We start from the raw sequence: 18,661 nt of genomic DNA, 5'->3' as shown, positions 1-18,661 counted from the left end.
ATCGATATGTGTCTAGATTGTTGCCTGCGTGGGCCGGACTGCATCTTTAGTCCAATACCTTTATGCCCCGTTCCCGCCTTACGGGTATAATTTTGGGGTTGTCTTCCGCCCGCGCGGGCCCACATCGACTCCGCCGGCCCCGTTCCTCCAGATCATTCCGACAGTTCGCATCTCATCGCCATCGTGGACAATCTCCTGAAGCAGTTTGCGCAATCCTCGCAACTCAACGGAGGCAATGCCTCCTACGTCGAAGACCTGTACGAGCAATACCTGGTTGATCCCGACAGCGTGGGTCCCAAATGGAAGGCCTACTTCGACGGTTTCAAGGGTCGCGAGGCCGGTGACGTCCCGCACTCGGTGGTCATCGAGCAGATCACCGCGGCTTCGCGCCAGGCCGCCAACAACGGCCACGTGGCGGCCCCGGCCGGCGGCGACGAACGCGAGCGCAACGTCGGTCGCCTGATCACCGCCTACCGCTCGCGCGGCCACCTGGGCGCCAACCTGGACCCGCTGGGCCTGAGCCCGTCGATGAATCCGCCGGACCTGGGACTGGCCTTCCACGACCTGTCCGACAAGGACCTGGACAGCGAATTCAGCACCGGCAACGTGGCCGGCCTGCCGCGCATGAAGCTGCGCGATCTGTTCGCGCGCCTGAAAGCCACCTACACCGGCTCCATCGGCGCCGAGTTCATGCACATCACCGAGGTCGAGCAGCGCCAGTGTCTGTACCAGCGGCTGGAAGCGGCCGGCGGTGACTATGGCCTGGACGCCGCCGCCAAGCAGCGCACCCTGGAGCGCCTGACCGCGGCCGAAGGCCTGGAGCGCTACCTGCACACCAAGTACGTCGGCCAAAAGCGCTTCTCGCTGGAAGGCGGCGACTCGCTGATCCCGCTGCTGGACACGGTGATCCGCCGCGCCGGCGCCGGCCAGGTCAAGGACATCGTGGTCGGCATGGCCCACCGCGGCCGCCTCAACGTGCTGGTCAACACCCTGGGCAAGAGTCCGCGCAAGCTGTTCGACGAGTTCGAGGGCAAGTTCGAACACGACAACAGCCTGGCCCACGCCGGCGACGTGAAGTACCACATGGGTTTCTCCGCCGACATCGCCACCCCCGGCGGTCCGGTGCACCTGGCGCTGGCGTTCAATCCCTCGCACCTGGAAATCGTCGACCCGGTCGTGGCCGGCAGCGTCCGTTCGCGCCAGGAACGCCGCGGCGACACCGCGCGCCAGGCGGTCCTGCCGATCATCATGCACGGCGACGCCGCGTTCGCCGGCCAGGGCGTGGTCATGGAACTGTTCCAGATGTCGCAGGCGCGCGGTTTCGCGGTCGGCGGCACGCTGCATGTCGTGATCAACAACCAGATCGGCTTCACCACCAGCGCCCGCGACGACGCCCGCTCCACCCTGTACTGCACCGACGTGGCCAAGATGATCGGCGCGCCGGTCCTGCACGTGAACGGCGATGACCCGGAAGCGGTGGTGTTCTGCGCCAACCTGGCCTACGACTTCCGCCAGCAGTTCAAGAAGGACGTGGTCATCGACCTGGTCTGCTACCGCCGCCACGGCCACAACGAGGCCGACGAGCCGGCGGCGACCCAGCCGCTGATGTACCAGACCATCCGCAAGCACCCGACCACCCGGGAACTGTATGCCGCCAAGCTGGAAAGCGCCGGCGTGGTGGCCGCCGACGGCGGCAAGGCGCTGGTCGATCAGTACCGCGACAAGCTGGATTCGGGCGAGTACACCACCGAACTGGCCAAGCAGAAGGGCGACGAACTGGCGATCGACTGGTCCAAGTACGTGTCCGGCAAGCTCACCGACGCGGTCGACACCAAGGTCAAGCGCAAGGCGCTGGATTCGCTGGCCAAGATCATCAACACGATCCCGGCCGGGGTGACCCTGCATCCGCGCGTCGCCAAGATCTACGACGACCGCGCCAAGATGGCCGCCGGCGAGCTGCCCGGTGACTGGGGCTTCGCCGAGAACCTCGCCTACGCCACCCTGCTGGCCGAAGGCAACGGCCTGCGCCTGGTGGGCCAGGACGCCGGCCGCGGCACCTTCTTCCATCGCCACGCGATCCTGCACGACCAGAAGACCGACAGCTATTTCCTGCCGCTGCGCCAACTGGTGGAAACGCCGGAACAGGCCACCATCATCGACTCGCTGCTGAGCGAGGAAGCGGTGATGGCGTTCGAATACGGCTTCTCCACCACCGACCCGAACACCCTGTGCATCTGGGAAGCGCAGTTCGGCGACTTCGCCAACGGCGCGCAGGTGGTGATCGATCAGTTCATCGCCGCCGGCGAAGCCAAGTGGGGCCGCATCAGCGGACTGACCCTGCTGCTGCCGCACGGCTACGAAGGCCAGGGTCCCGAACACAGCTCCGCCCGCCTGGAGCGGTTCCTGCAGCTGTGCGCGCTGGAGAACATGCTGGTCTGCGTGCCGACCACGCCCGCACAGGCCTACCACATGCTGCGCCGGCAGATGCGCATGACCACCCGCAAGCCGCTGGTGGTGATGACGCCCAAGTCGCTGCTGCGCCACAAGCTGGCCGTGTCGACCCTGGACGAACTGGCCAACGGCGAGTTCCAGCACCTGATTCCGGACAATGCCGCGGACCCGAAGAAGGTCAAGCGCGTGGTGCTGTGCTCGGGCAAGGTCTACTACGACCTGCTGGAAGACCAGCAGAAGCGCGGCCAGGACGACGTCGCGCTGGTCCGCATCGAGCAGCTCTACCCGTTCCCGCGCCCCCAGCTGGCCGCCGAGCTCAAGCGCTTCGGCAAGGCCACCGACGTGGTCTGGTGCCAGGAAGAGCCGCAGAACCAGGGTGCGTGGTACCAGATCCGCCACCACCTCAACGCCTGCCTGGGCGAGAAGCAGAGCCTGCACTACGCGGGCCGCCCGCGCTCGCCGTCGCCGGCCGCCGGCCACTTCGCCGAGCACGTCGAGGAACAGCTGAAGCTGGTCGCCGACGCGCTGGTCAACAAGTTCGAAAACGACGTGGTCGCCGAGTAAGCGGCGACCCGCGTTCCACCCTTCAAAGCACGCCACCAAAAAAACAGGACGCCTCCATCCATGGCCACTGAAGTCAAAGTTCCGGTTCTCCCCGAATCCGTCTCCGACGCGACCATCGCCACCTGGCACAAGAAGGTCGGCGACGCGGTCAAGCGCGACGAGAACCTGCTGGACCTGGAAACCGACAAGGTCGTGCTGGAAGTCCCGGCGCCGGTCGACGGCGTGATCAAGGAAATCAAGTTCAAGGAAGGCGATACCGTGACCAGCCAGCAGCTGCTGGCGATCATCGAGGAAGGCGCGGTCGCCGCCGCTGCGGCCCCGGCCGCCGAAGCGCCCAAGGCCGAGGCGCCGAAGGCCGCCGCTCCCGCCGCTGCCGCTGCGCCGGCTCCCGCCGCCAAGGCCGCCCCGGCTCCGGCCGGCGCCGACAGCCTGCCGCCGGGCGCGCGCTTCACCGCGGTCACCCAGGGCATCGATCCGTCGCAGGTCGAAGGCACCGGCCGTCGCGGCGCGGTCACCAAGGAAGACCTGGTCAACTACGCCAGCGGCAAGACCGCCGGCGTGTCCGGCGGCGCCCGCCCGGAAGAGCGCGTGCCGATGACCCGCATCCGCGCCCGCATCGCCGAGCGCCTGATGCAGTCCAAGAACTCCATCGCCATGCTGACCTCGTTCAACGAGGTCAACCTGGGCAAGGTCATGGCGATGCGCAAGGAACTGGGCGAATCGTTCGAGAAAGCCAACGGCATCAAGCTGGGCTTCATGAGCTTCTTCGCCAAGGCCGCCGCCAACGCGCTGCAGCGCCATCCGGTGGTCAATGCCTCGGTCGACGGCAACGACATCATCTACCACGGCTACGCCGACATCTCGATCGCCGTGTCCACCGACAAGGGCCTGGTGACCCCGGTGCTGCGCAACGTCGAGCGCCAGAGCTTCGCCGACATCGAAAAGGGCATCGCCGAGTACGCCAAGAAGGCGCGCGACGGCAAGCTGGGCCTGGAAGACCTGCAGGGCGGCACCTTCACCATCACCAATGGCGGCACCTTCGGTTCGCTGATGTCCACCCCGATCGTCAACCCGCCGCAGAGCGCCATCCTCGGCATGCACGCGATCAAGGAACGCGCCATCGTCGAGAACGGCCAGGTCGTCGCCGCGCCGATGATGTACATCGCGCTGTCCTACGATCACCGCATCATCGACGGCAAGGACGCGGTGCTGTTCCTGGTCGACATCAAGAACCAGCTGGAAAATCCGCACCGCATGCTGCTGGGCATGTAAGCGCCGGGAATCGGGAATGGAGAACCGGGAATCGTCATCCCCCGCTCCATCCCGCTTCTGCGATTCACCATTCCCAATTCACCCTTCCCGTGTGAGCGAAGCATGAGCGAACAACAACAATTCGACGTCGTCGTCATCGGTGCCGGTCCCGCCGGCTATCACGCCGCCATCCGCGCCGCGCAGCTGGGCATGAAGGTCGCCTGCATCGACGCCGCGCTGGGCAAGGACGGCAAGCCGGCCCTGGGCGGCACCTGCCTGCGCGTGGGTTGCGTGCCCTCCAAGGCGCTGCTGGACAGCTCCCGCCAGTTCTACAACCTGCAGCACCTGTTCGGCGAGCACGGCATCAGCACCAAGGACGCCAAGATCGACGTCGCCACGATGGTTGGCCGCAAGGACAAGATCGTCAAGCAGTTCACCGGCGGCATCGCCATGCTGTTCAAGGCCAACAAGATCACCCCGTTCTATGGCTTCGGCCAACTGCAGCCGGGCAACGTGGTCAAGGTCAAGCAGCACGATGGCGGCGAAGTCGAACTCAAGGGCACCAACGTGGTGATCGCCGCGGGTTCGGATTCGATTGAACTGCCGTTCGCCAAGTTCGACAACGAATACATCGTCGACAACGTCGGCGCGCTCGATTTCACCTCCGTGCCCAAGCGCCTGGCGGTGATCGGCGCCGGCGTCATCGGCCTGGAACTGGGCAGCGTGTGGAAGCGCCTGGGCGCCGAGGTCACCATCCTCGAGGCGCTGCCCGATTTCCTCGCCGCGGCCGATGCCGAGGTCGCCAAGACCGCCGCGCGTGAATTCAAGAAGCAGGGCCTGGACATCCGCCTGGGCGCCAAGGTCAGCAAGACGGAGATCACCGGCAAGGGCAAGACCAAGGAAGTCGTGGTCACCTACAGCGATGCCGAAGGCGAGAAGACCCTGACGGTGGACAAGCTGCTGGTTGCCGTCGGCCGCCGCGCCGCCACCAGGGGCCTGCTGGCCGATGGCACCGGCGTGAAGGTCAACGAGCGCGGCCAGATCGAGGTCGACGAGCATTGCCACACCGGCGTCGACGGCGTGTGGGCGGTCGGTGACTGCGTGCGCGGCCCGATGCTGGCGCACAAGGGCTTCGAGGAAGGCATCGCGGTCGCCGAACTGATCGCCGGCCTGCCGGGCCACGTCAACCTCGACACCGTGCCGTGGGTCATCTACACGGAACCGGAAATCGCGTGGGTCGGCAAGACCGAGCAGCAGCTCAAGGCCGAAGGCACTCCGTACAAGACCGGCAGCTTCCCGTTCGCCGCGATTGCACGTGCGGTTGCGATGGGCGAGCCGGCCGGCTTCGTCAAGGTCATCGCGCACGCCGAGACCGACCGCATCCTGGGCCTGCACCTGGTTGGCGTCGGCGTCTCGGAGTTGGTGCACGAAGGCGTGCTGGCGATGGAGTTCAACGGCTCGGCCGACGATCTGGCCCGCATCTGCCACGCCCACCCGACCCTGTCCGAGGCCATCCACGACGCCGCCATGGCGGTGGACAAGCGTTCGATTCACAAGGCCAATTGACGCCGGGAACGGGGAATCGGGAATGGAGAGTCGGAAGATGCTCCTATCCATCCCCCTCCCCTGTTCCATACGACGCCGGGCAAGCCCGGCGTCGCGCTTTTGGGCTTCCCACGATTCCCCATTCCCGATTTCCGACTCCCCTCCATGAAAAGCCTCTGTGTCTATTGCGGCTCCAACGCCGGCAGCAAACCCCTCTACACCGAGCGCGCGGTCGCGCTGGGTGAGCACCTCGCCCGCGAGGGCCTGCAACTGGTCTACGGCGGTGGCAACGTCGGCCTGATGGGTATCGTCGCCGATGCGGTGCTGGCTGCGGGTGGCGAAGTGGTCGGCGTGATTCCCGAGCAACTGGTCAACTGGGAAGTCGCCCACAACGGCGTGACCCGGCTGGAAGTCGTCGCCAACATGCACGAGCGCAAGAAGCGCATGTTCGACCTGTCCGACGCCTTCGTCGCCCTGCCCGGCGGTTTCGGCACGCTCGACGAGATGTTCGAGATGCTGACCTGGCGCCAGCTCGGCATCGGCGACAAACCCTGCGCCTTCCTCGACGCGGATGACTTCTATGCGCCGCTGATGGGCATGATCGACCGCATGGTCGAAGAGCGCTTCCTGCACCCGGAGCAGCGCGCGGATCTGTGGCACGGCGAGGACATCGGCGCGATGTTCGACTGGATGAAGGGCTATCAGCCGGCGCAGTCGTCGAAGTGGATGGACGAGAAACGGCGGAAATCGCTGCGCTAGGATTCAAGCGGGAAAAGCCGCTGCCCTGCTCCCATGATCCCGGTGACGCCGGGAGTCATTTCGACTTTCGGCCACCATTCCTCGCACCGGATGGTCAGTGGATTCCAGCTTGCGCTGGAATGACAAACGGATGCTCCAGTCGTCCCAGCGAAAGCTGGGACCCAGCTGGCTTTTTTTCCGCCAGCACGGCCACGGATACAACCCAGTGGATTCCAGCTTTCGCTGGAATGACGGCGAGAGACGAATCCCTGCTTTCGCCGATGCAATATCCCCGTCGTCCCAGCGAAGGCTGGGACCCATCTGGCTCTTTCGCTGTAGCCCCGCCCTGGGATACGTCCCAATGGATTCCAACCTGCACTGGAATGACGCCGAGAGACGAATCCCTGCCTTCGCCGATGCACTATCCCCGTCGTCCCAGCGAAGGCTGGGACCCACTTTGCTTCCATTGCCGGCTCACGAATTCATTCCATTGACGACCTTTCCCGGTCCTTACCAACGCCGTAAAAGCTGAAGACATTCTTCCATCCAGCCCAGCCGCCATGTCCCGGGAACGGATTCCCTGCGTCTACCTGCTGGCCAGCCGGCCACGCGGAACGCTCTACATCGGCGTGACCTCCCATCTGCCCGGTCGCATCTGGCAACACAAACAGGATCAGGTCGAAGGTTTCACTTGCCGCTACCAGGTCCATACTTTGGTCTGGTACGAGGTCCACGGCACGATGGAATCTGCGATCCTGCGCGAAAAGGCGTTGAAGGCGTGGAAACGGATCTGGAAGATCCGACTCGTCGAGGATTCCAATCCGGACTGGCGGGATCTTTATCCGGATATCCTGTAGTCCTTCATCGCCCTGCCCCAACCGGAGCGGCCCCATGAGCTTGCCGAACACCTTCAACGCCTTCCGCATCCACAACGACGCCAACGGCTACCGCGGCGGCATCGAAGCCATCTCGCTGGACGACCTCAATCCCGGCGAGGTGGTCATCAAGACCGCGTTCTCGTCGGTCAATTTCAAGGACGCGCTGGCCGGTACCGGCGAAGGCAAGATCCTGCGGCGGTTTCCGCTGGTCGGCGGCATCGATGTGGCTGGGCATGTGGTGGCTTCCACCGACCCGGCGTTCCGCGAGGGCGACGCGGTGCTGGTGACCGGGTGCGGACTCAGCGAAACGCGTGACGGCGGCTACGCCGGGTACGCCCGGCTGGAAGCGAAATGGGTGATCCCGCTGCCGAAGGGATTGAGCCTGCGCGAAAGCATGATCCTGGGCACCGCCGGCTTCACCGCCGCGCTGGCCCTGTACCGCATGCGGGACAACCGGCAGACCCCGGATCTGGGGCCGCTGGCGGTGACCGGGGCGACCGGTGGCGTCGGCACCCTCGCGATCAACATCTTCAGCCGCGCCGGGTACGAGGTGCATGCCATCAGTGGCAAGGCCCAACACGCGGACTTCCTCAAGTCGCTCGGCGCCACCGAGGTGCTGGGACGCGATGCGCTGGCGACCGGACGACCGATGGAGTCGGCGCGCTTCGGTGGCGGTCTGGACAACGTGGGCGGGGCGATGCTGGCCAGCCTGCTGGCGCAGACCGCCCCCTATGGCAACGTCGCCAGCGCGGGCCTGGCCGCCACCGCCGAGCTGGACATGACGGTCATGCCGTTCATCATCCGGGGCGTATCGCTCGTCGGCGTGGCCTCGGCCGGCACCGCCCGCGCCATCCGCGACGACATCTGGCGCCATTTGGCCGACGACTGGAAGCCGGACCGCCTGGATGCCATCTGCACCCGCGAAACCACGCTGGAAGGCCTGCCGGAAGTGTTCCGGACCATGCTTTCCGGTGGCTCGTTCGGACGCACCCTGGTCACTTTCTGAGCTGTCGGGCCCGTCCCGACGGCGTGTCCGGGGATGCCCCCGTTTCTTTCTCCCCGGCCCGCTCCTACAATCGGTGCGGGGATATTTGGGGACACTTGGGGAACTCCATGGCACGCATTCTGATCGTCGACGATTCACCTTCGCAGTTGCTGGGCATCCAGCGCATCGTCGAAAAACTGGGACATGAATCCCTCACCGCCGAAGATGGCGCCGCGGGCGTGGAAGTCGCCAAGCGCGAGCTGCCGGACATGGTGCTGATGGACGTGGTCATGCCCAATCTCAACGGCTTCCAGGCCACCCGCACGCTGAGCCGCGAAGCCAGCACCAAGCACATCCCGGTGATCCTGGTGACCACCAAGGATCAGGACACCGACCGCATGTGGGGCCTGCGCCAGGGCGCCAAGGCCTACCTGACCAAGCCATTCTCGGAAGACGAACTGGCCGAGGTCATCGAACGCGTGTTCAACGCGCGCGAACTGCCGGAGCCGCCGGCGGCCTGACTGGTCCGGCCTTCAAGCGCAACAAAAAAGAGCAGGCCTTGGCCTGCTCTTTTTTTTGGGCGATGCGCGAATCGCCATCGCTCCCGCAAGGGTGCTTACGGTTTTTCGCCGAAGGCCCGGGCCAGGTCGCGATAGGCGTCCCGCTGTTCCTCATTGCCGGCGCGCGGGGCAGTGATTTCCAGCTCCACGATCTGATCGCCGGCGGGATTGCCCGGCAGGCCGCGTCCACGCAGGCGCAGCTTGCGGCCGGCTTCCGAATCCGGCGGGATCTTCACCTCGACCTCGCCGCCCAGCGTCGGCACCGCCATCGAGGCGCCCAGGGCCGCCTGCCAGGGCGCCACCGGCAGCACGTAGATGATGTTGCGGCCATCCACTTCGAACTGCGGGTGCGCGGCGTATTCGATTTCCAGCAGCAGATTGCCGCCGTTGCCGCCCTGCCCGGCCAACCGGATCACCTGCCCCGGCTTGATGCCCTTGGGCACCTTGACCTCCAGTTGCCGGCCATTGACGTTCACCCGCACGCTGCCGCCATCGTGGACGGCCTGCAGCGGCACGGCCAGCTTGGCGCGCGAGTCCCGCGACGCCTGCGGTCCACGCGCCTGCGCACCGTCGGCTCGCCCGCGACGGCCGAACAGGCCCTCGAAGAAGTCGCTGAAGCCGCCGCCACCGCTGCCGGTGCTGCCGAACACCTCGTCGAAATCGAAGTTCTGCCCGCCAAAGCCACCCTGGCCGAAATCCGGCGGCGGGCGGAACTCCTCGCCCGGCCGATAGCCGCGCGCGCGCAACTGGTCGTAGGCCGCGCGCTTCTGCGGATCACGCAGCGCCTCGTAGGCTTCGTTGACCGCCTTGAACTGCTCCTCGGCGCCGGCCTCCTTGCTGACGTCGGGATGGTACTTGCGTGCCAGCCGCCGGTACGCCGTCTTGATCTCGGCGTCGCCGGCGCTGGGTTCCACGCCCAGCACCGTGTAGTAATCCTTGAATTGCATCGGGGCTCCACTGGAAAACCGCGCCGGCCCAGGCCGGCTGGAAAATAGAATTGGCCCGTGACGCGGGCGCCACGGGCCAATTCTAACGGCAGCCGCGCCCGTCGCCGGACCCGTCGCCCAACGCCGCGCCTCGTCGGCGCGGCCGCCCGATCATTGCACCTGGATGCGACGGGGCGTCGTTTCCGGTTTCTTCGGAATATCGATCTGCAGCACGCCGTGCCTGCCGGTGGCGGTGATGCCGTCGGGATTGGCGCTGTCGGGCAGCGAGAAGCGGCGGTAGAACACGCCGTGGGTGCGCTCAAGCCGCGAATAGCGACCCTGTTCCTCGCGCTGCTCCTGCTGGCGCTCGCCGCGCAGGGTCAGGATGCCCTTATCCATGTGAATCTCGATGTCCTTGGGATCCACTCCCGGGACATCGGCCAGGATGACGAAGCGATCGGCATCCTCGCGGATGTCCACGCGCGGCATCCACTGGCTGGTGACGACATTGGACTGGTCGCCGTCGGCCTCGCCGAGGAAGCGCTCGAAGACCTGCTTGATTTCGTCCTGCAGGCCACGGGGATTGGCCCAGGGGTGGTACTGAACGATGCTCATTTCCGGAGTTCTCCTTGCGAAGACGCGCCGTGGCGGCGCCCATGCGCGGGAAAATAGGCGCCGGACATCTCTTTTCAAGCCCGTCACGCCAGCCGGGACGAGGCAGGCTAAACTCCATTCAGCCTCCCCTTACAGGAACCGACCATGACCATCCAGATTGGCGAACACATTCCCGAAGTCATCCTCAAGCGCATCCGCGAAGGCGTCGAGACCGTCGACACCCACGCGTTGTTCGACGGCCGCAAGGTGGTGCTGTTCGCCGTGCCCGGCGCCTTCACCCCGACCTGTTCGGAAAAGCACCTGCCCAGCTTCGTCCAGCATTTCGAGGGCTTCCGCAAGCGCGGCATCGAAGTGTTCTGCGTATCGGTCAACGACCCGTTCGTGATGCAGGCCTGGGGCAAGACCCAGCACGTGCCCGACGGCCTGGAGATGCTGGCCGACGGCAACGCCGATCTGGTCAAGGCGCTCGGCCTGGAAATGGATGCCAGCGGCTACGGCATGGGCATCCGCGCGCGCCGCTTCGCGCTGTATGCCGAGGACGGCGTGGTCCGCAACCTGTTCATCGAGGCGCCCGGCGAGTACAAGGTGTCCTCGGCCGAACACGTGCTGGCGAACATCTGACTTCGCACGGGTTCCTCACACGAATCCTGGCGGCCGGACACCTGTTCCGGCCGCTTGGATGACGCGGACAACCGCGACTTCATTGCAGGATCGAGAACTCCACCCGCGTCCACGCGCCGCTGTCGGCCAAGGCCGTCAGCGTGTGCGCTCCGGGTTCGTCGAAGTCGCGCACGAACGTGCGCGCTCCCTGGGTTTCCGCGATCCACTTTCCATTCAGCAGCCACTGCACGCGCGCTTCGGTGCCGAGCGCGCGCAGTTGCAGGCGCACGCCGTGTTCGCTGCCTGGCGCGCGCGCCAGGGTGGCGCGATCGTTGATGCCGTCGATGCGCAGTTCCTCGATCGCCTCGCGTCCGTCGTCCGCGCAATCCGGCGAAAGCGGCGGCAGCCGTGACTGCGCGCGTGTCTGCGCGCCCAGCCAGGGCGACGCCAGCGCCGGCCAACGAGCGATGCGCCGGGCCTGCGCGACGTGCGGTCGCGCGCATTCGGCCGACAGGCGCAGACCGGTCGCCGCGTCCACGTCGAAGACTTCCGTGCCCGCGCTCCAGCGGCGCGCGTCGCGCTCGGCAAGGGTGGGCGGAATCGCGCCGTCGAGGGTCCAGGCCTTCATCCGGCGCTGGCACAGCTCCGGCGCGTCGGCGTCCGGCGGCAATCCCAGCGGCCAGCAGATTTCGGTCTCGGCGACATTGGCCGGCGGCGGTTGCGCGGCGGCGTCGCCCCGCGCGCGCGGCAGGCTGTCGATGACTTCGAACATCAGCGGCAACGCCGTCACCGCACCATATTGTCCGGGCAACGGCGTGCCATCCGGCCGTCCGACCCAGACACCTACCGTGTACCGGCGCGTGCTCCCCAACGCCCAGGCGTCGCGGAACCCGTAACTCGTGCCGGTCTTCCAGGCAACGCGCGGACGCGTCGCGATATCGAAGGTGCCCTGCCCGTAACCGGGCCGTGGATGCGACTCCAGGATCTCGCGGATGATCCAGGCGGCCCCCGGCGATACCAGCCGGCGGTCCTCGCGCCGATCCTGCGGCGTATAGCGCACCCGTCCCGCCAGTCCTCCGCGGTTGAAGGCGGCGAACGCGCCCACCAGATCCTCCAGCCGGGCGCCGGTGCCGCCCAGGATCAGTGCCAGGTTCGGCGAGGCGCCGCGCGGATACTTCAGGTTGATGCCCGCGTTGGCCAGCCGCGCGGAGAAGCGCGTCGGTCCGACCCGGTCCAGCAGATCCACCGCCGGCACATTGAGCGACAGACGCAGCGCCTCCGCCGCGCCGATGGGGCCATTGAAGGCGGCGTCGAAATTGCCCGGACGATAGCCACCGAACGACTGCGGCGCGTCCACCAGCAGGCTTTCGGAATGGATGAGGCCGTCATCCAGCGCCAGGGCGTACAGGAACGGCTTGAGCGTGGAGCCCGGCGAGCGCCAGGCCTGGACCATGTCGACGTGGCCCAGCCGATCTTTGTCGCCGAACGTCACCGAACCCACGTAGGCCCGTGTTTCCATGCTGGCGTTGTCGATCACCAGCAATGCCGCCGAGGTGCGCGCCGGCAGTTGCGAGAAATAGGACGCCACCCGCTCTTCCAGCGTGCGCTGCAGATCCGCGTCCACGGTCGATTCGATGCGCGCGGCGCGCGGTTGCCGCTGGCGCAGGCGTTCGGCGAGCAGTGCCGCCGACAGCGGCGGTTGCAGCGAACGGGCGACCACCGGCTCGATGCGCGCCTCCTCCACCTGCGCCGGCGTCCATACGCCCAGCGCGACCATCCGCGCCAGCACCTTGTCGCGCGCCGCGCGCGCGGCCTCGGGATGGCGATCCGGCCGCAACCGGCTGGGCGATTGCGGCAGCACCGCCAGCAATGCGGCTTCGGCCTGCGACAGCCGCGTGGCCGGCTTGCCGAGATAGGCCCAACTGGCGGCGTCCACGCCCTCGATGGTGCCGCCGAAAGGCGCGCGCTCCAGGTACAGCGACAGGATCTCGCGCTTGGACAGGTGCGCTTCCAGCTGCACGGCGCGCAGCAGCTGCTTCAGCTTGCCCCAGGGCGTGCGCGTATGCGGATCCAGGATCCGCGCCACCTGCATGGTCAGGGTCGAACCGCCGGACACGATCCGTCCCCGCCGCAGCCACTGCCCGCCGGCGCGCAGCATCGCCCAGGGATTGACCCCGGGATGTTTCCAGAACCAGCGGTCCTCGTAGTTCAGCAGCGCATCCAGGTACAGCGGCGACACGCTCTCGGGACTGGCCGGGTAGCGCCAGACGCCTTCGCGATCGGCGAACGCGCGCAGCGGCGTGCCGTCGCGCGCGACCACCAGCGTGCTGGTGTCGCGAACCTTCGGCAACGGCGGCGGAAACAGCAGGTCCAGCACCAGCAACGAGGACAGCATTACGACCGCGCCCCAGCGCAGCAGCGCGGGCCAGCGAAGCCCGCGCAGATGGCGCCCTGCGCGTGTCCAGCGGGAAGGTTCGTCCCGGGTCACCCGCGTATTTCCCTGGCGACGCCGTCATGCCGCTGGCATCCGCACAGCCCTCCTCCCGCATCCGGAAGAAGGGAACCGGCATGCACCGATTCCCGGTTCCCCATGCCCACTCCCGCCCTACGGCTGCACGACGGTGATCGTGCCCACCCTGGAGCGGCCGACGCCGCGGATGTCCGGGCGATACATGTCCTCCACCAGCGGCGGCGGCACGGTGTAGGTACCGGGCGTCACCGCGCGCACCAGGTAGAACACCTTGGCGGTATCGCCGCTTTCCAGCTTCAGCGCGGCCACATAGCGATCGTCGCGGAATTCCTCGTGCTTCACGTCGGCGGCGCTGCCGCGATCGCTGACGCTGATGCCATCGACCACGACGTCGGCCCATTGCTTGGCATCGCCCAGATTGAAGTTCTCGATCTCCAGGCCGGCCGGCAACAGATCGGTGAACAGCGCGTCGGGCATGGTCACGTGCGGGGTGATGCTGACCCGGACGATCAGCGCCTCGCCCTCCTTCAGCGTGCCGCCGTTCCACTCCTTGCCATCGGTGCTGTAGTAGCGCCGCTCGATGCCGATCTGGCGTTCGTCGGCGGCCGGCGGCGTGCGCGGAATGCCGCTCACGTCCAGGCTGGCGTACAGCGGCGGCTGGCCTTCCGGCACGAAGCGCGCGCCGCGCGCCAGCGCCGCATGGTCGAGGCTGCGACCGAACAGTTTGGCCGGCGCGACGGTCTCGCTTTCGCCGCCCAGGCTCCAGGTGCCGGACACCAGCTTCTTCTGATCGACCATCAGCGCCTTGCCCAGCCGTGCCAGCGCCACCTGCTCCTGCGTGCTCAGCCACAACCAGCCGCTGTTGCGGCGGGCGTCCAGTTCGCGCCCCAGCGACACCGCGCGACGGTCGTACTCCGGCTTGGACAGCTTGCGTTCGTGCACCAGCGCGATCATCAGCGCATCGTCACGCAGGCGCGTGCCGTAATCGCCGAGGTAATCCGGACGATCGCCGGTCTTGGCGAAACCTTCGGCGATCGCCTTGGCGCCGCGCGTCTTGTCGCCCTGCAGCGACAGCGCCAGGCCGAGGTGGACCAGCGGCAGGCCGGTCAGGCTCTTGTTGCGCTCGTTGTCGTACAGCGCACGCAGCGTGCCCAGCGGCGCACGGTTGACCCGCGCCAGCGCATAGCCGGCGTAAGCCTGGTTGGCGAACTTCAGGTGATCCCGCTGCGAGTAACCGTAGAACTGCGCGCCACCGGCCAGCAGATCCTCATTGAGACGATTGAGCGCCTTCTGCAGCACGGCGTCGGGCACCGCGAAGCCGCCTTCGCGCGCGTCGAGCAGGAACTCGACCACGTACGGGGTCAAACCCGGATTGACGTAGCCGTCATCGCCCCACATCGAGAAGTGGCCGTTGGCCACCTGCATCGACGCCAGCCGACCGAACGCGCCTTCCATCCGTTCGCGGCGCTTCTTCGCATCCAGCCCACCGACGCCCAATGACTTGGCGGTCGCATCGTCCAGTTCCAGCGCCGCGTAGCCCTTGCTGGTGGTCTGTTCGGCACAGCCATAGGGATACTCGAGCGCGCCCTGCAATGCGCTGGCGAACGGAATCGGCGGCAGCGCGCTGACCAGCATGCGGGCATTGACCGAGCCGGCCATCAGGCCATCGGCCAGCCCCGCGCCCATTTCCACCGGCGCCAGGCTGTCGAGCACCAGCGTGCGCGAACGCAGCACCGACGGCCAACCGGCGCGCACCGGCAGGTCGTAGCGGCGATCCACCTTGAAGCCGTTGCCGTCGACGCGCACCCGGACCTTGGCGGTGGAGTAGCCCTCGCCGGCGGTGATCGGGAAGCTCAGCGTGGTCTTGGCGTCGGTCGCCAGTTTCGCGCTGCGCGCGGATTCGCCGATCGACAGCGGGCCTTCTCCGTCCACCCGCACGCTGAACTCGCCGGGCTTGCCGGTGAAGTTCTGCACGTCCAGGGTCACCATGCTGCGGTCCCCCGGCGCCAGCACGCGTGGCAGGCTGGCTTCGGCGACGATCGGCGCGCGCACCAGCGTCTCGCGATCGCGGTTGCCGTAGCGCTCGTCCGAGTAAACCAGCGCCGATACCCGCAGGGTGCCGTTGAAGTCCGGCACCTTCAGGCGGATGCGCGCGTTGCCCTGGGCGTCCAGCTTCACCGGGCCAGCAAACAGATCCACCGTCTGCACGCGCGAGGTCGGCCGCTTGGCCTGCGGCAACGCGGCCAGCGCCATGTCGCCGCCGAACCGCATCTTGGCGCTGCCGCCCTCGAAGCTTTCGATCACGCGTCCGTAGATGTCATAGGCGTCCACGCCAAGACGGCGCTGGGCGAAGAACTGCGCGTTGGCATCCGGCACCGGGAAGCGGGTGATGTTGAGGATGCCCACGTCCACCGCCGAGACGGTGACGTGCGCGGCCTTGCCGGCCAGCTCCGGCACGCTGACGGTCACCGGCAGCTCCTGCTCGGGCCGCATCTGCTTGGGCACGGCCAGGCCGACGGCGACGCGGCGCGCCTTGCGATCCATCGGCACGTGGGCCACGCCGACCGCGCGCGCCGGCGTGATCTTGCTCGGCGCGGAACCGCCGCGGAACACCAGCGCGGTGACATACACGTCATGCCGCTCCCAGTCCTTGGTCACCGGGATGGAGAAGCGGCTGCCCGGCTTGGCGTCGATCTCCTGCACGTACAGCATGCGATCGGCCTCGACCATCAACAGGCCCTTGCCCGGATGCGGCGGGGTCAGGGTCACCTGCAGGGTGTCGCCGGCCTTGTAGCCGGTCTTGTCCAGCGCCAGCTTCACCTTGTCGGGGCGCGCGTCCAGGCCGCGGTTCTGGTCATCCCAGCTCCAGCCGGCGCGGAACGGATAGCGGGTGGTCAGGCCGGAGGCCGGATCGAACACATCCAGCCGGTATTCGCCCCACTCCACCGGATAGTCGATGCGCGTGGCGGTGGCCCCGGCATCGATCACCTTGGTCTCCAGGTTCTCGAAGCGACGGGTGAAGTCGTAGTCCCAGCCGCCGTCTTCGTCGTAGTTCCAGTGGTAATCGCGATGCTCGCGCACCAGCGTGACCTTCAGGCCCTTGCCGGGCTGCGGCTTGCCGGCCGCGTCGACCCGCATGACCTCGAAGCCGGCATTGCTGTTGGCGTCGGCGCCGTCCTTGTCATCGAACAAGGGGCGCACGCCGACCAGCGCATTGGCCGGCCACATGACCCGCTTCAGCGTGCGGGTGACGGTGCGGCCGCCGGTTTCGTAGACGCTGCCGGAAATCACCGCGGCGATCGGCGTCACCGGCTTGGCTTCGGCCGGCAGCGCGATGGCTTCGCGGTAGACACCCTTGTCGTCAAATTGGGTATCGACGACGTCCTTGGCTTCCTTCGGCAGTTCCACCGTCGGATCACCAAAGAAGTAGCCCGGCAGCGCCTCGACCGGGTGCTGCTCCACCGCTACCGCCAGACGCGCGGTGAACCGGTTGCCAGCGGCCGGCGCGCCGTAAAGATAGGCGGCCGTGGCCTGCAGTTGCAGCGGCTGTCCCGGCGCGAGCGTGGCCTGCGCGGTATCCAGATCCAGCTTCATCCGTTCCGGCAGGAATTCCTCGATGCGCAGGGTCATGCCCTGCACCGCTTCCTTGCTGGCCGGATCGGTGCGGAACTCGACCTGCCAGCGGCCGGTCGGCGCTTCCTGCGGGATGACCTGCTCGAAGTTGAAATAGCCCTGCTCGCCCGGTTGCAGGCGGGTTTCGCGGAAGGTCTTGCCGTCCGGCTGCTTCAGGCGCAGGAAAATCGGCTGCGCCTTGACCGGCCGGCCGTCGAAATCACGCAGCAGCGCCGACAGTCGCACCGTCTCGCCCGGCCGGTACAGATCGCGGCCCGACCAGGCGAACACGTCGAACCACGCCTGCTCGCGACCGGCCACGGCGAACTCGGACAGGTCCAGCGCCGGCTGGTTGAACGGCAGCATCGACACGTCCTTGCCACGCCGCGCGATCAGCACATGGCCCGCGTCCAGCGTGTACTTCAGCAGGGCGTTGCCGTTGCTGTCGGTCTTGCCGGTCAGGAAGGTCTCGCCCTTGGCGTCCAGCACGCGCAGTTCGACCCCACCCACCGCGGCGCCGTCACGCAGCGAAGCCGTATGGACGAACAGCTGGTCCCTGTAGGCGCGCGTATGCAGGCCCAGGTCGCTGACGGTGAAGAACGCGGTCTCGAAATCGCCGGAGAACTTGCCGGTGCGTTTCATCACCGCGAAGTACAGGCCCGGCTCCTGCAATTCCTTGATGTCCTGGATCGGCAGGTAGGTCAGCAGGCGCTCGTTCGGCTTGCCGCCCAGCAGGAAGCGGTTGACGTAGACCGGCTCGGCGAGCTGCGCGATCGGTGTGCTGTCGCCATAGTCGCTGTCCAGGTCCCAGCTGCCACGGCGGCCGCCGCGCTGGTACTCGGAGAAGAATTTGGGCAGCGATTTCTCGTTGACCCGGAGGAATTCGACGTCCACTTCCTTGACGTTGATGGAGACCACCGGCAGGCCGCGGCTCTCGCGCGCCGGCAGCACGCTGCCCTGCGAGGCGAAACCGACCGCGGGATCCAGTTCGCCGGTGTGCACGCGCTGCTTGAGCTCCTTGCCCAGCCGGCTGCCATCGGCGGCCAGCAGATCGCCGCGAATGATCACGTCGTAGTCCTTGGCCGCTTCCACCGACGGGAAACGCAGGATCCTGCCCTTGTCGTCGAGCACCCAGCTGCCCTTGACGGTTTCGCCATTGGCGCCGGCCACGGCGAGCAACTGATCGAAGTCCTGGGAGCTCACCAGCGGGCGGCTGAACTCCAGCGCGATCGCCAGGCTGCCGTCATGTTGATCCGGATAGGCGCTGACCAGCCCGAAGCCGACCACTTCCTGCCGCTGCGCCTGCACCGCCTCGCCGCTGGCCTCGGGCAACTGCCCGGTGTCGTTGCGCTTGCATCCGCCCAGCGCGCCCAGCGCCAGCAGGCCGATGAAAAACGCGCGCAGCCCGAAAGCGCGCGCGCCGCGGAAAGAAGGAGCCAACGGTTCCATGTGCATGTCCCTGATCC

Annotated in this window: 12 protein-coding genes; 8 read left to right on the top strand and 4 right to left on the bottom strand. The window is 67.1% G+C overall.

The annotated features are described in order from the left end of the window. The first annotated feature begins 183 nt into the window (after positions 1–183). From ACTHN1_RS05670 to pilH, 7 genes are all read left to right on the top strand, one after another. Positions 184–3,015 carry a 2-oxoglutarate dehydrogenase E1 component gene (locus ACTHN1_RS05670; RefSeq protein ID WP_440469983.1) on the top strand — a complete coding sequence of 944 codons (2,832 nt, stop codon included), beginning with the start codon at positions 184–186 and terminating at the stop codon, positions 3,013–3,015. 60 nt (positions 3,016–3,075) lie between these two features. Next, on the top strand, positions 3,076–4,287 hold the full coding sequence (sucB, locus tag ACTHN1_RS05665; protein WP_440469982.1) for a dihydrolipoyllysine-residue succinyltransferase: 1,212 nt from the start codon (positions 3,076–3,078) through the stop codon (positions 4,285–4,287). A gap of 102 nt (positions 4,288–4,389) precedes the next feature. Then, positions 4,390–5,832, top strand: coding sequence for a dihydrolipoyl dehydrogenase (gene lpdA / locus ACTHN1_RS05660; protein WP_440469981.1), 1,443 nt, complete (start codon positions 4,390–4,392; stop codon positions 5,830–5,832). A gap of 144 nt (positions 5,833–5,976) precedes the next feature. After that, positions 5,977–6,570, top strand: coding sequence for a TIGR00730 family Rossman fold protein (locus tag ACTHN1_RS05655; RefSeq protein ID WP_440469980.1), 594 nt, complete (start codon positions 5,977–5,979; stop codon positions 6,568–6,570). Positions 6,571–7,109: 539 nt separating this feature from the next. Beyond that, positions 7,110–7,406, top strand: a complete 297-nt coding sequence (locus ACTHN1_RS05650; RefSeq protein WP_440469979.1) for a GIY-YIG nuclease family protein — start codon at positions 7,110–7,112, stop codon at positions 7,404–7,406. Between the two features lie 34 nt (positions 7,407–7,440). Continuing rightward, positions 7,441–8,433, top strand: a complete 993-nt coding sequence (locus tag ACTHN1_RS05645; RefSeq protein WP_440469978.1) for a YhdH/YhfP family quinone oxidoreductase — start codon at positions 7,441–7,443, stop codon at positions 8,431–8,433. Positions 8,434–8,540: 107 nt separating this feature from the next. Beyond that, positions 8,541–8,933, top strand: a complete 393-nt coding sequence (gene pilH, locus ACTHN1_RS05640) for a twitching motility response regulator PilH (protein ID WP_141453090.1) — start codon at positions 8,541–8,543, stop codon at positions 8,931–8,933. Between the two features lie 95 nt (positions 8,934–9,028). On the opposite strand, the gene ACTHN1_RS05635 is transcribed toward pilH, so the two are convergent. Both ACTHN1_RS05635 and ACTHN1_RS05630 read right to left on the bottom strand, forming a co-directional pair. Then, positions 9,029–9,919, bottom strand: a complete 891-nt coding sequence (locus ACTHN1_RS05635; protein ID WP_440469977.1) for a DnaJ C-terminal domain-containing protein — start codon at positions 9,917–9,919, stop codon at positions 9,029–9,031. Between the two features lie 150 nt (positions 9,920–10,069). Next, positions 10,070–10,513, bottom strand: coding sequence for an Hsp20/alpha crystallin family protein (locus ACTHN1_RS05630; RefSeq protein ID WP_440469976.1), 444 nt, complete (start codon positions 10,511–10,513; stop codon positions 10,070–10,072). Positions 10,514–10,657: 144 nt separating this feature from the next. Between ACTHN1_RS05630 and ACTHN1_RS05625 the strand changes: the two genes are divergently transcribed. Continuing rightward, positions 10,658–11,134 (top strand): peroxiredoxin, encoded by a 477-nt coding sequence (locus tag ACTHN1_RS05625; RefSeq protein ID WP_440469975.1) that lies wholly within the window; start codon positions 10,658–10,660, stop codon positions 11,132–11,134. 79 nt (positions 11,135–11,213) lie between these two features. Here ACTHN1_RS05625 and pbpC read toward each other — a convergent pair whose 3' ends face one another. Both pbpC and ACTHN1_RS05615 read right to left on the bottom strand, forming a co-directional pair. After that, positions 11,214–13,601, bottom strand: coding sequence for a penicillin-binding protein 1C (gene pbpC / locus ACTHN1_RS05620; RefSeq protein WP_440469974.1), 2,388 nt, complete (start codon positions 13,599–13,601; stop codon positions 11,214–11,216). 117 nt (positions 13,602–13,718) lie between these two features. Beyond that, the gene (locus ACTHN1_RS05615; RefSeq protein ID WP_440469973.1) at positions 13,719–18,644 is read right to left on the bottom strand and encodes an alpha-2-macroglobulin family protein; all 4,926 of its coding nucleotides are present in this window, start codon (positions 18,642–18,644) and stop codon (positions 13,719–13,721) included. Between the last annotated feature and the right edge of the window lie 17 nt (positions 18,645–18,661).

Origin of the sequence: Pseudoxanthomonas sp., from assembly GCF_051953815.1 — a bacterium.
GTDB lineage: Bacteria > Pseudomonadota > Gammaproteobacteria > Xanthomonadales > Xanthomonadaceae > Pseudoxanthomonas_A.
This window is presented reverse-complemented; position numbering and strand designations above follow the sequence as displayed.